This is a genomic window from Streptomyces sp. NPDC052721 (assembly GCF_040678315.1).
Classification (GTDB): domain Bacteria; phylum Actinomycetota; class Actinomycetes; order Streptomycetales; family Streptomycetaceae; genus Streptomyces.
Genome location: NZ_JBFATL010000031.1, coordinates 68,119 through 81,145, shown reverse-complemented (window position 1 = coordinate 81,145; position 13,027 = coordinate 68,119). Strand labels below are relative to the sequence as shown.

Genomic DNA, 13,027 nt, shown 5'->3' with positions numbered 1-13,027 from the left:
GGTCGAGCCGCGCGGTGCGGATCGGGGACCTCGGTGCGTTCGCCCTGGCGGTGACGACGGGGAAGCGCCACGGCGCCCTGCCGCCCGAAGCCGTGCGTTGCATGTTCCCTCAGCTGGACAACTTTCCACACCTGACCGCTGCTTGAGCGCCAGCCGCCATCAACCCGCCTTGATACCGAACCGCTACATGTGTCATGGAGAGCTTTCGTCGTGTACCGATCACTCCTGGTCCTGTCCGTCGCGATGTTCGCCATCGGTACCGACAGTTTCGTCATCGCCGGTATCCTGCCGGACGCCGCACACTCCCTCGGCGTCAGTGTCGGCACCACCGGTTGGCTGATCACCGCTTACGCCTTTGCCTATGCGGTCCTGGGTCCCGTCATGGCAGCGCTCACCACGCGCTGGCCGCGCCGCACGCTCTTCCTCGCCGGGCTCGGCGTCTTCGTAGTGGGCAACCTTCTCACGGCACTGGTGCCCGTCTTCGGTGTGGCGCTGGCCGCACGAGTGGTCGCCGGGCTCGGCGGGGCCATGGTCAGCCCCGCGGCCGTCGCCGCGGCCACCGCACTCGCGCCGCCGGAGAAGCGGGGGCGTGCCATCTCGACCGTCCTGGCCGGCCTCAGTGCGGCGACCGCACTGGGTGCACCCATCGGCACGGCGATCGGCAGTCTCACCGGCGACTGGCGTGTCACCATGCTGTTCGTCTCCGCCTTGGGTGTGCTGGCGGCGGCGGGAATCGCCCTGTTGATTCCCCAGATCCCCAATCCGCCGCTGGTCGCGCTGCGCGCCCGTCTCGCTCCGCTCGGAGACCGCCGTGTGGGTATGACCCTGCTGACGACCCTCCTTGTCTTCACCGGCCTGTTCACCGTCTACTCCTACATCGCGGAGAGCCTGGACCGCGCCACCGGCGGCAGCGGCACCACCCTCGCGTTGCTGCTGTTCGTCTGGGGTGTGGCGTCCACCATCGGGACGCTCGGCTCGGGCGCTCTGGTCGACCGGCTCGGCGCCCGGCGCATCATCAACACCGGCCTGGGGTTGCTGGTCATCGACTTCGTGCTCCTGCCCTGGTCCAGCGCGAACCTGGCCACCTCCGTCGTCGCGCTCATGGTGTGGGGCGTGTGCGGGTGGGGCCTCCTGACGCCGCAGACGCACCGCCTGGTCGGTGCCATGCCGGCCGCAGCGCCTGTGCTCACCGGCCTGAACACTGCCACGACCTACGTCGGTGTCTCCGTCGCGCCGCTGATCGGACAGGCCGGAATAGCCTGGGTCGGTGCGCACCGGCTCGGTCCCATCGGTGCTCTGCTGATCGCCCTCGGCCTCGTCGCTGCGGAGATGGCACATCGCGTCATACGCCGCCACCGAGCGCACGACGCGGCCACGGCAAGCTCGGGGTCGGTATCGGCGACGGCCGAGTAGCGGACAGCCGCCGAGCTCCCCGGCGCTGCCTGCGTTCAGGATTCGCCTCATGTCGGCCCGCAGCGCGGCCGGGAACGGGACTCGGAGCTTCGTCGTCGAGGCTGAGGCCGGCGCTCTCGTCGCGCAGCACACCGACGGGTGCTCCGACAGGTTCGTCATCCATCTGTCTCACGTCCTTGCCGCTTCCCCGTTATGAGCATATGCTCGTAACGGGCCCGCGGCTGTCCATCCCCTTCTCAGGGCCGCACCACCACCGGTATGCGTCTGAGCTGAACGGATATGGCATGAATGATCTCGTCACCCAGGTAATCGATGCGCACGGCGGGCTGGCGCGCTACAACCAGCTCACCTCGGCCACCGCACATATTCGCGTAGGCGGGGCGCTGTGGACCTTGAAAGGACGGGAGGGAATTCTGCGTCACTCAGCCGTCCGGATCGACCTGCACCAGCAGCGCGTCAGTCACCACCCCTTCACCGCGCCGAACCTGCGGACGTCCTTCACCCCGCAGCGGGTGGCCATCGAGACCGAGGCGGGCGAGGTGACGGCCGAGCGGCATGACCCTCGTGCCTCGTTCCCGTCCGACCTATACGCTCCCTGGGACGATCTGCAGGTCGCCTACTTCGCCGGGTATGCCATGTGGACATACCTCACCACTCCGTTCTCCTTCACCGCGCCGGGTGTGAAGACGGAGGAAATCTCTCCTGTCACCGAGGAGGGCGAGAGCTTGAGGCGGCTGCAGGTCACCTTCCCCGACCACATCGCGACGCACTGCCCGGAGCAGACCTTCTACTTCGGCGCGAACGGACTGCTGCGCAGGCACGATTACACGGCCGAGGTCATCCACGCGGGAGCCGCGGCACACTACGTCGCCGAGTACCGGGAGTTCGACGGCATCATGGTACCGACCAAGCGGCGCGTCTACCGGCTCGGAGAGGATGGCACCGTCTTCCGCGACATGGAACTCGTCACGATCGACGTCGACAGCGTCCTGTTCGTCTGACACCTTCGGTGAAAACGCCCTGAGCCACCTCCCTGCGCGATCGCGTGCGCGACCCCAGCAAGCGACGCCGGCCGGCTCTGTTCGGCCGGCCCCACAGGGAAGTCCCCGCCACGGAGCCTTCCGAGCTGTGCCGTGCTCCGGCATCCCTACGGTTGCGGCGCGATCCCCCGTCCGATGGCCTGCCGTTCGCGGTCCGCTGGGGGGTCCGCGACCCTGCTGCGTCGGCAACTCCACCAGGGCGCCACCCTGGGCACCGGTATCTCGCCCGTGGGACCGGCCGAACATCCACGTCTCCCCTGTCATGCGTGAGTTGATCGCCGCTCTCGACCGCCTGGAACGCTCGTCCGCAAGCGGCTCGAACGCCTCCGGTACCGGCCCGTCACCCTCGACGGATTCATAGCGGCACCGGCCTGACACTCAACGACCCGCACCTTGACGAGCCGAAGTCAGTAGTCGCCCTCTCAGGGAGATCCTGCGGTGCGTGGAGAAGAGCATCATGGGGGAATGGTGAAAGGAAGTGAGCTAGGGGTGTTTCTGCGTTCGCGCCGGGAGCGGCTGAGACCCGAACATGTGGGGTTGCCCTCCTCCGGCCGCCGGCGTACACCCGGGCTGCGGCGAGAGGAGCTCGCCACACTCGCCGGCTTGAGCGTGGAGTACCTGGAGCGGCTTGAGCAGGGCCGCGACAGCAATCCCTCGGTCGCGGTGCTCGCCGCGCTGGCCGCGGCGCTGCGGCTGTCGGAGGACGAGAAGCGGCACCTTGCCATGCTGGCCATGAAACGGCACAGCGCCGCGCTCTTTCCCCCTCCTCCCCCGGTCAGCGATGAGCCGCGGCCCACCATTCGTGCGCTGCTGGACCATCTCGACCCCACGCCGGCGTGCCTGCTCGGTCCCATCTACAACGTCGTGGCATGGAACAGCGCGTGGGAAACGGTGAGCAGGCCGCTGGGAGCGCTGGACGCGGGGCCGCCCAACTTCATTCACAACCACTTCCTGAACCCCGTGATCCGCAGCGTGTTCACCAAGGAGGACTGGGCGGCGACGGCGGACGAGGTGGTGGGCTGGCTGCGGTCGGCGCAGCAGGACTGGGGCGCCGATGAGGATTTCCAGGCGCTGGTCGATGACCTGGCCGCGGTTCCCGAGTTCGCCGAGCGATGGTCCACCCATTCGGTCGCGTTCCGGCGGTCAGGCGTCAAGCGTCTCGTTCACCCCACTGCCGGGCCTTTGAACATCACGCTCGAGGTTCTCCTCGTGGGAGAGGCCCACCACTGGCTTCAGTTGTGGCTGCCTCATGACGACGAGACCAAGGCAGCCATCGACTCCTGCCTCTCATCCTCTCAGGTCAGCGCCGGAGCACAGACGACTGAGCTGTGACGTCCTCACTTCAAGGAGTGGGCGAAGCTGCTGATGCCATGGACGTTCGCGGCGTAGACGTCGGGCATCGTCGCGCGGAAGAGGGTCTCGCCGTGGTGACACAGCCCCATGTTCATCCGGCCGACCGTCGGGACGCCCGCCGCGAGCAGCTTGCGGTAGTAGTCGAGCCCCTCGTCACGCAGCGGGTCGAGTTCGTTGACCGAGATCACGTGCGGCGGCAGCCCTTCCAGGTCGGCCTGGGTGGCCCGGGAGGGCCAGCACGTCGCCTCGTCGATGTTCGCCGCACCCGGGTCGTAGAGCTCGGCGAGCACCTGCAGCAGGTCGCCGTGCATGAAGTACCCGTCGTTCTCGGCGAGCGAAGGCAGCGCCTCGTCGTCATGGCCCCACTTGCCGTGGATGTGCGGGCACTGGGCATACACACCGGATATCGCGGAGAGGAAGTCCTCCCGCTTCGCCTTGATCGTCAGTGCGAGTGCGAGGTTGGCGCCGCCCGAGTCACCTGACACCACGATGTGCGAGACGCCCAGTTCGGCGGCATGGTCCGTGGCCCATCGCAGACCGGTCGCACTGTCTTCCAGCCCGGCCGGGTAGGGATGCGGGCCGAGCCTGCCCGCGGCATTGCGGAACTCGACACCGATGACGACCAGGCCGGTCGCGGCGAGTTCCCTCCGCCAGCGGTCGTAGGCGGCGCTCGTGGCACCCATCATGACCATGCCGCCACCGTGCAGGTGATAGATGCCCGGGAGCGGGCCTTCCGCGGCCTCGGGACGGGTCACATGAAGTTCGATCTCGTGACCATCCGCTGCCTGAACGGTGCGCGTCTCGGATACGACACCCTTGACGTCAGGCAGGCCGGCCATCAGCGCATCGAACAGTTGCTCAAATCCGGCCTCGCCGGCTGCGATGAACTCCAGAAGCTCCTCATGCGTGGAACGGACGCTCACCGGCGGCGCAGACGCCAACGCCGCGAGCCCGAACGGCGCCAGCGCGGCTACGACACCTGGATGGACCCGGGGATCCGTCTCGAGCGACCGCCCGGGGTCGCCGAGGCGCCCCGGAGCGGCGCCGTCGACAGGTCTCACAGCAGGCTCGGTCGTCATAGGTCAACTCCTCTTCATGAACATGGGGGTGATCGGCCGCGGCAGCGTCCCCGGTCTCAGCCCTTGAACAGTGCGCCGGCCCCGGGAACCGGGGCGTAGGCACCGAGAGCGGACAGCAGCTGCCAGGACGTGGCGGTCGCGGCGGTGACGACCGGCAGCTCCAGCGCGGCCTCGGTGGCGGGAATCGCTCCGAGGGACGGCATCTGCACGCAGGCGCTCAGCACCACCGCGTCGGCCCCACGGGTGTCGAGCCGGCTCGCGATGTGGGGCAGCTGATTCTCGTCGAGGCGACCGACGGCGATGTTGTCGTCGACCTCCAGGCTGATCGCGTCCTGGACCTCGATGCCTTCCGCCTCGATGTAGTCGACCACGCGCGCGGTGAGAGGCTTCAGGTAGGGGGTCACGAGCGAGACCTTCCGGGCACCGATGTGGTGCAGTCCGGCGACGAGGGCCCCCGCGCTCGACACGACGTCCACGGCTGCACCCGCCTCCGCGGACGTCGCGGTGAGCCGCTTCTCGATGTCACGGTGCGCGCCACGGCCCTGGGACATGATGGCGACCAGGCACGCATAGGCCATCACGTCCACGGCGGCGTCGGCCAGCTCGCCCGCCGCGCGATCGGCGTCCGCGTTCATCGCAGCCAGCTCGCTTTCGCTGACCGTCTTCATCCGCATCCGGTTGGCGTGGAACGTGAACCGGTCACCGGTCGCGTCCGCCACCCGGCGCAGCACCTCGGGGACTTCGGTCTCCATCGTCGTGTTGGAACTCGGCACCAACAGACCCACGCGGTATGAACTCATCTGCACTCGCCTCTCCTTGCGCCTGCGGGTCGGGATCGGCGGTCGACAGCTTCGGGGCACCGGGGCGCCGCTCGCCGGACGGCGTGGCTCGACGCGCCGGACCGTTTCCTCGCGCTCTGCTCGACCGCTCGCCATGACCATGGGCGCCCGGTGCCTGGTAGTGGAACACCGGGCCAGTACTCCGTACTCGCAGGGCGGGGCTCCTTCCCAGCGTCTCCCTGTGAGTACTCGTATCCCTGCGGCGTTCCACCGCCGGTGCCCGGGGGGCATCGTCATGCACCAGTGTTGGGACCCAGTCGAAGGGCACAGTCCAATGGAAATCAGGCCGATGCGTTCGTGGATTCACCACAGCAGGGGCAAGGTGCTTCGCCAGGCGGGCGTGGCACGGCACGAGTTGGGGCTGCATGAGGACATGCTCACCCGGCACGGCTTCGAGGGCCGTGACGCGCATCTGTACCGGCGCCATGAGCCGACCGACTGGAAGCGCGCCGATGGAAGCGGCAGCCACCTCGACATCGACGGGCGGCTGCTGGAGCCCACCGACCTGACGGACGCCGGTGGTAACCCGCTGCGGCTGTTCCACAACTCCGACGTGTCCATCTCGACGAGCCGTCGCAGCGCCAACATGACCTATTCGGCGCGTAACGCCGACGGGGACGAGCTGTACTTCGTGCACCAGGGCACGGGCACCTTCTACACCGAGTTCGGCCCGATCCCCTACGAGCCCGGTGACTGGGTGCTGCTGCCGAAGGGCGTCACGTACCGCATCCGCCCGACCGGCCCGGTGAACTACTTCCTGATCACCGAGACGACCGAGGAACTCGGCTTCGCGGACATCGGCCCGGTCGGTCGCCGCGCTCCGTTCGACCCCGCCCTGCTGTATGTGCCCTCCCCGGCACTGGACGACCTGGGTGACGGCCGTAACGAGGCCGGCGAGTGGCCGGTCCGGGTCAAGTTCCTCGGTGAGTACACGACGGCGTACTACGACTTCGATCCGATCGACGCCGAAGGCTGGAAGGGCGACCTGTTCCCCTTCAAGATCAACATAAGGGACTTCCGCCCCATCACGAGCGACCGCATCCACATCATGCCGAGCGCGCACAGCATTTTCGCCACCCCGAGCGTCGTCGTGGGCAATTTCCTGCCCCGTCCGCTCGAGTCCGCACCGGACGCGGAGCAACTCCCCCCGTACCACCGGAACATGGACTACGACGAGTTCCTGTTCACGCACAACGGAACCGCCCTCGGTCTGCCCATGGCCCCGGCCAGCCTTTCCCTCACTCCGCGGGGACTGCACCACGGCCTCCCGGCCACGGTCGCGGAGGAGATCCGCAAGAACATCAAGCCGGGCGACTTCGCCGACTTCGAGTTCATCTTCGTGGACACCCGGCGAACGCTGACCCCCACACCGGAGGCCCGGGCCCTGAAGCGCGCGGGTGACCAGCTGCGCGAAGGGGTTGCGGCCGAGTGATGTTCCGGTACGACAGCTCGTTCAAGGAGCCGATCCATGGCTGAAGAAAAGAAGAAGATCAGCACCGTGGGTGTCGGCATCATCGATTTCAGCGCCCTGCCGACGGGAACCGAAGCGACGGTCATACCGATCAGCGCCGCCGACGGGGGTGCCTCCCGTGGGACGCTCTACACCCGCGGCGGGGAGCGGACGGTCGTAGTGACGTCGCACCCCCGTGGCGACATGAGCCGCCACTATGCCGCTCCGGCGGTCCTCGAAGCCGGATACGCCTTCTACGGCCACCAGACCCGGGCGCTGCACAACGATGTCGATTGCGAGCACGAGAGGATCCTGCTCGATCTCGCGGCGGCACTGAGCCATCTGAAGAACGAGCGGGGCTTCGAAAAGATCGTCCTGCTCGGCAACAGCGGCGGCGGATCTCTGCTGGCGTTCTACCAGCAGCAGGCCGGCACGGCACCGCCGGGACGGCTGACGGACACGGCCGCCGGGGAGCCGCTGGACCTCAACGCGGTGGAGATGCCCACCGCGGACGGGCTGGCCCTGCTCGCAGCGCATCCCGGCCAGGGAGCGTTCATGCTCACCGCCATCGACCCGTCGGTGGTCGACGAGGATGATCCGCTGGCGGTCGATCCGGAGCTGGACATGTACAGCCCGGCGAACGGCTTCCGTGAGCCGCCGGAGCCGAGCAAGTACTCCGTGGAGTTCCTGGAACGGTACCGGGAGGCACAGCGGGCCCGCGTGGCCCGGCTGGACGCCCGGGCCCGGGGGCTGATCACCGAGCGGCAGCGCTACCGGCGGAAGATGCAGGAGCCGGGCTTCGCGGACCTGCCGCTGGAGGAGCGCATCCGCATCACCCGCCGCGCCATGGTCGGCGACTACATGATCGTGCACCGCACCGAGGCCGATCCGGCATACCTGGACCTGAGCCTGCACGCCTGGAAGTCCACCCGGGAGCCCGCCTCGATCCTCGGGCCCCGGCCGGACCAGGTCAACTACGCGCCCGGCGGGTTCGGCCGGCTGGTCACACCGCGGGCGTGGCTCAGCACCTGGTCGGGACTGTCGACGCGGGCCAATCTGCTCGAATCGGTGAAGTCGGTGCACGAGCCGCTGCTCGTCATCAACTTCACCGGGGACAGCCTCGCCTTCCCCGACACCAACCAGGCACAGTTCGACGCCTGCCCGGCCGAGGACAAGACGGTGCACTTCCTTGAGGGCGAACACTTCGGCTACCCGCTCGAGCAGCGGGAGAAGGCGTTGCAGTTCATCGCCGAGTGGCTCGCTCCACGCTTCCCCGCGGCTGCGAACCGCTGACTGAAGCGCCCGGTCGGTGTGGTGGTGGCAGCACGCCACGCCACCACCACACCGTTGTGCGCGATGGACCGGAGATCCGTTCGCCTCGGCGGACTCCTGAAGTGGAGGATGATCATGAAGCGATTCGTTGTGACGCTCGAATTCGGCGGCACCCCGCCCGACCAGGAGGTGGGTGTGGCGCAGGCCAGGTTCCTGGACAAGCTCCACGCCGACGGCACCCTCCTGCTCGCGGGCCCGTTCAGCGACGGCGGTGGCGGTATGGCCGTCCTGGCCGCCGACTCTCTCGAGCAGGTTCAGAACCTCTACCGGAACAGTCCCCTCATCCGCTCCGGCCACGCGACCGCGGACGTACGCGAATGGAACGTCGTGCGGGGGTCGGTACAGCGCTGAGCGTTCGCCGCCGCTGGTCACCTGACTGACGGCGACGGCCGGGCGTGAGCGGCGGACGGGGTCGGCAGCCAGGCATGCGTCGACACCTGCCAAGGCACAGGTGTGGTGCACCGCGCGTCCCCGTCCCAGCCATGACATGGACCGCGGTCGTGGTCGAGCCGGCGCCAGCGACGGCGTGCCGCGCTCCTTGTGCGTTCCTCCCGCGCCACCGTGCCTGTGCGGCCGCCGAGCCCTGCCACGGGCACCAGAGACAGAGCCCGCGTGCACTGACGCAATGCCCTGCTGCTCCAACGGCGTTGGTAATCTCGGCGCGCGCCGGCCGGCGTGAACTCGGTCGCCGGTTCCGGACGCTCCTTCGAAGGGTTGACGTGATCAAACAGGTGCACCAGGCCGCGGTGGTCGTAGCGGCGGTCCTCGTCCTGAGCGGATGCGGCGTCGCGGAATCGGGGAAGGCGAAGCCGTCCGCGCCACCGGTGTCCACGCCGGCCGGAGGGACTGTGGACGGCACGCCCTCGGCTCAGGACGCCGACGACAAGGTCGATGCGACCCTCACCGGCTCCTGGGCGTCCTTCTCGTCCGGCCCCCCGGTCGTCCTGCGCATCGAAGGCTCCCGGGTGGAGTTGCTGGGTGAAAGCCACTGTCGAGGAACTCTGAGCAAGGAGGACGGGGGGCACGTGATCAGACTCAAGTGTGATGACGGGAACGCCGACCGGACTCTGGGCAAGATCTACAGGTCTACGGCATCCACCATGACGGTGGACTGGCAAGGCTTCGGGGCCGACAGCATGCAGCGGACCGGCAACGAGTCATTCATGGGTTGAAGCGGCCCTGGTACGACCTGTTCCGCTCTGCCTGCGACGACGGTCCGCGGCGTCCGCGCATGTCCGAAGTCGTGCGTCAAACAGGGAGACCACTGACAGGGACCGGCTGCGAACTCTCGGAACAGACCGGCCGCGGCGATCGCGAGCACGGGAGACCCGCACCTGTCGGTCACGGCGCTGGTCATGGTGCGGAGACCGCGTGGCTGCTGAGTTCGCGGTGCCGGTAACGTCGGGTGTCCCGACCCGCCGTGGGCGTCCTACGTGCAGAGAGCGATGCAGATGACCAGCCCGCAAGCAACGACGACCCTGTGGCGTCCCACCGGCCCCAAGGAGCTGGATCTGGTCCGGGAGCTGAACTGGCGTGCCTGGCCGCCCCGGCTGCCCGAGCAGCCGATCTTCTACCCGGTCCTCGACGAGGACTACGCGGTCAGGATCGCGCGGGACTGGAACGTGAAGCACGACGGCGCCGGCTTCGTCACTCGTTTCGAGGTCGAGTCGGACTTCTTGAGCCGGTATCCCGTCCAGCAGGCAGGCGGGCGGACGATCCTCGAGCTGTGGGTTCCTGCCGAGGAACTGGACGACTTCAACGCCCACATCGTCGGCGAGATCCAGGTGATCCACGAGTTCCGCTGAGGCGGAGAGGCCCGCTGAGGAACACGCCGGCCCGGGGCGATGATTTCGGCGTGGCTGGTGTGACCACGGCGTCGGAGGCGGCTTCGAGAGCCCCGTTCACCGGGTTGAGCCCGCGGGCCTTCCTCACCGAGGTTGTCGACCACGTACAGTCGCAGTCGTCGAGGACCTCGTCGGCGTCCCACTCGATCCGGTTCAGCATCCGGTGGATATGGTCCGGGCCCGCATGGCCGGCCTCCTCCGCCAGGGTCCAGCCGTTCTTCCGAAGGCACGTCGGCCCTGTGCGGCCTGGCCTCCTCCGCCCGGGCTCCTTGCGGGAGTGCGCCCCGACCCCATGCGGTCGGGCTCCGCCTGTCCCCCTGCACGACGGTGAGGACCTGGCGGAGGCCGAGCCAGACACAACGAGCTGCACGGTCCGAGCGACGAGCTGAGTCAAATCATTCGGAATCGGCAGGCTTCAGCCGCAGGGCGAGGCTGTTTATGCAGTATCGCTTGTCCGTCGGCGTTGCAAAGCCCTCGCCCTCGAACAACTCTCCAAGATACGACCCGCAACGAGCGCACCGAACGACGGGATAGGGGGATCCGTCCTGCTGCAGTTCGACCGAATCGAGGTCCTTGGGGTCGTAGAACGCAGGCCAGCCACAGCGGGAGTCGAACTTCTCCTCGGAAGTGAATAGATCCGCTCCGCAGGCCCTGCAGGAGTACACGCCTTTTTCTTCGGTATCGGTGTACTCTCCCGTGAACGCCGCTTCGTCCGCAGCTCCGCGGAGCACCCTGTACTCCTCGGGGGTGAGTTCCGCACGCCACTCGGCGTTCGACTTCTCGATATCGTACGTCATGGCTTCATCCTTCAGGACCGGAAACGCTGCTTCAGAATGCGAGCAGCGCTGGACGGATCATGCTTTGGTTGAGAAATTAGCGACAAAAAAGCACCTGAGTCGAGGTTAGCCGCTGACTTTTGTGACTGCCGACGAGTCGGAATCCGTTCGGCCACGAAAATGGCATGTGTCCTGAATTCTGGGTGCTTGGCGCTGTCTAGATCATGGCCCGCACCGCGAGGAGGTCAGTCTGCCGGGGAAGTGACACACGGATCCAGAAAGCGGCCTACTTGCCGGCGGGCTGGCGAACCATGGAGTACGAGTATATGCTCATATAAGTGAGACGGCAAGCCACCGCTGGCCCACTGTCGGCAGGCGGCACCGGACCTCCCTGACTCTCACGGTGCGGAGCGCCGCGATCCGGGCCCCGGTTGGAGCGGTCGTTCCTCCTGCCCTGGCGGCAGCGGGGAGGAGGAACGACCGCGCGCGTCAGCGACGGCCGGTCGTCACGTCGACGCGGGTGATGTGCGCGAGGGGGTGCCGTTCGCCGGTGAGCATCGCGTCGACCCGCTTGTCGCCGGTGAGGTACCGGCGGAAGAAGGCGGTGATGTAGGCGGCGCCGACCTCGCGTTCGCCGGCTTCGGTCACCTGGGTCTCGTAGGAGGACTCGCCCGGCTCGGCGCACTGGCCGGGGTGGGCCTGGTCATGGCCGGCGTCGTCCCAGGCGGCGACCTCCCCGCTGGCCGGTGACCACCGCGTGTTGAAGTAGTTGTGGTTGGCGCCGTGCACCTGAAACGTGTGGAACGCGGCTGAGCCGTCGGCGGTCGCGTCGGCGGCGAAGGAGAGCGCTTCCCGGCCGACCTGCCCGTCACAGGTCCCGCGGATCACGGCCATGGGCGTCTTCGTGATCTCGTACGCCGTCATGTCCTCGGTCATGACGTTGTACGCGGGGGCCAGCGCCATGACCGCCCTGACCTTGACGCCGGCGGGCCACTGGGCCTTGTGGTGCTCGGCTGCCTGCCAGGTCACGCCCGCGCCACCGCGCGAATGGCCCAGGGTGCCGACGTTGTTCAGGTCGACGTGGTGCCTGAAGTCGACGTGCCGCGGCTTGCCCGTGCCGGCGTCGCGGAACGCGCCGACGAGACCGCCTCGGCCCGTGGCGCTGAGCTGCTGCCACAGGGCGAGGTGCCTGTTGATCAGTTCGGCCCGCGCGGAGGCGTTCTCGTCGCCCGACAACGACGAGGCGTTGATGCCGTTGGCACGGATGGACACCACGATGAACCCCTGGCGCGCCAGTTCCTCGCCGAGGTAGTCGTAGCCGCGGTCGTTGGCGATGGGGCGTGTGCCGTGGGCGCAGGGCCAGCTGAACAGCTTCTGGTTGGCGGCCGTGTACGCGTCCCAGTCCTCGGCCTGCCCTGCGGCGTCGCGGGCCGCCGCTGCCGTTCGGTCGGCGCAGGTCTCGTGCCAGCCGTGCAGCGCGACGACGAGTGGCCGCGGGCTGGTACCGAGGTCCCTCGGGTAGTGCACGGTCGCGGCCATCTCGACCGGTTCCCCGGTTTCCGGCAGCGCGTACGCACGGTCACCCAGGCTGTAGGTGACGGCGGCGACGGCCCGCCCTGACTGGGCCGGAGCGTCGGGAGCGGCTGAGGACGCCGTGCTGCCGAGCGCCTGCGGGAGGAGGAGGGCGGCCGTGGACACGACGAGTGTCCAGGTCCGCGGCAGGCGGCGAGGCGCTGAGATGGTGCCGTTGTGTCGCAACGAAGGGCTCCCTGAGCGTTGAGTGGTGGCACCGGCGGTCCGTGCCGGCGCCGGATGATCGCTTCGTCCCGACAGACGTCCGGCGGCGGCCGAGGTTGCGCGGCCCGGCGATCAACCCGCGCTGGCTGCCGCCACCGCTCGCA

The 13,027-nt window shown here is 68.3% G+C and carries 12 protein-coding genes and 1 pseudogene; 8 read left to right on the top strand and 5 right to left on the bottom strand.

The features are described from left to right. Positions 1 to 210 precede the first annotated feature (210 nt). The 3 genes from AB0L21_RS26850 (at position 211) to AB0L21_RS26840 (ending at position 3,785) form a co-directional block, all read left to right on the top strand. Positions 211 to 1,413 carry an MFS transporter gene (locus AB0L21_RS26850; protein ID WP_365705064.1) on the top strand — a complete coding sequence of 401 codons (1,203 nt, stop codon included), beginning with the start codon at positions 211 to 213 and terminating at the stop codon, positions 1,411 to 1,413. Between the two features lie 200 nt (positions 1,414 to 1,613). Beyond that, a complete protein-coding gene (locus tag AB0L21_RS26845; protein WP_365705062.1) occupies positions 1,614 to 2,414 on the top strand; it encodes a hypothetical protein in 801 nt (266 codons plus the stop codon). Between the two features lie 504 nt (positions 2,415 to 2,918). After that, positions 2,919 to 3,785 (top strand): helix-turn-helix transcriptional regulator, encoded by an 867-nt coding sequence (locus AB0L21_RS26840; protein ID WP_365705060.1) that lies wholly within the window; start codon positions 2,919 to 2,921, stop codon positions 3,783 to 3,785. 5 nt (positions 3,786 to 3,790) lie between these two features. Here the strand turns inward: AB0L21_RS26840 and AB0L21_RS26835 are convergent, their stop codons facing one another. Then, a complete protein-coding gene (locus AB0L21_RS26835; protein ID WP_365786904.1) occupies positions 3,791 to 4,885 on the bottom strand; it encodes an alpha/beta hydrolase fold domain-containing protein in 1,095 nt (364 codons plus the stop codon). A gap of 56 nt (positions 4,886 to 4,941) precedes the next feature. After that, on the bottom strand, positions 4,942 to 5,685 hold the full coding sequence (locus AB0L21_RS26830; RefSeq protein WP_365786902.1) for an Asp/Glu racemase: 744 nt from the start codon (positions 5,683 to 5,685) through the stop codon (positions 4,942 to 4,944). 328 nt (positions 5,686 to 6,013) lie between these two features. Between AB0L21_RS26830 and AB0L21_RS26825 the strand changes: the two genes are divergently transcribed. The 5 genes from AB0L21_RS26825 to AB0L21_RS26805 all read left to right on the top strand — a co-directional run bounded on the left by AB0L21_RS26825 (position 6,014) and on the right by AB0L21_RS26805 (position 10,311). Beyond that, positions 6,014 to 7,156 (top strand): homogentisate 1,2-dioxygenase, encoded by a 1,143-nt coding sequence (locus tag AB0L21_RS26825; protein ID WP_365705053.1) that lies wholly within the window; start codon positions 6,014 to 6,016, stop codon positions 7,154 to 7,156. Positions 7,157 to 7,192: 36 nt separating this feature from the next. Continuing rightward, positions 7,193 to 8,467, top strand: coding sequence for a hypothetical protein (locus AB0L21_RS26820; protein ID WP_365705051.1), 1,275 nt, complete (start codon positions 7,193 to 7,195; stop codon positions 8,465 to 8,467). A 114-nt stretch (positions 8,468 to 8,581) separates the two neighbouring features. Further along, complete coding sequence (locus AB0L21_RS26815) at positions 8,582 to 8,857, top strand: YciI family protein (RefSeq protein WP_365705050.1); 276 nt, start codon at positions 8,582 to 8,584, stop codon at positions 8,855 to 8,857. A 368-nt stretch (positions 8,858 to 9,225) separates the two neighbouring features. Then, on the top strand, positions 9,226 to 9,678 hold the full coding sequence (locus AB0L21_RS26810; RefSeq protein ID WP_365786900.1) for a hypothetical protein: 453 nt from the start codon (positions 9,226 to 9,228) through the stop codon (positions 9,676 to 9,678). Between the two features lie 279 nt (positions 9,679 to 9,957). Next, positions 9,958 to 10,311 (top strand): hypothetical protein, encoded by a 354-nt coding sequence (locus AB0L21_RS26805; RefSeq protein ID WP_365786898.1) that lies wholly within the window; start codon positions 9,958 to 9,960, stop codon positions 10,309 to 10,311. Positions 10,312 to 10,433: 122 nt separating this feature from the next. On the opposite strand, the pseudogene AB0L21_RS26800 reads toward AB0L21_RS26805, so the two are convergent. From AB0L21_RS26800 to AB0L21_RS26790, 3 genes and pseudogenes are all read right to left on the bottom strand, one after another. Next, a pseudogene (locus tag AB0L21_RS26800) lies at positions 10,434 to 10,573 on the bottom strand (IS701 family transposase); the annotation flags it as partial. A gap of 172 nt (positions 10,574 to 10,745) precedes the next feature. Continuing rightward, positions 10,746 to 11,147: a peptide-methionine (R)-S-oxide reductase MsrB gene (gene msrB, locus AB0L21_RS26795; RefSeq protein WP_365705044.1), complete on the bottom strand. Its 402-nt coding sequence runs from the start codon at positions 11,145 to 11,147 to the stop codon at positions 10,746 to 10,748. A 468-nt stretch (positions 11,148 to 11,615) separates the two neighbouring features. Further along, positions 11,616 to 12,824, bottom strand: a complete 1,209-nt coding sequence (locus tag AB0L21_RS26790) for an alpha/beta hydrolase (protein ID WP_365786897.1) — start codon at positions 12,822 to 12,824, stop codon at positions 11,616 to 11,618. Positions 12,825 to 13,027: the final 203 nt, after the last annotated feature.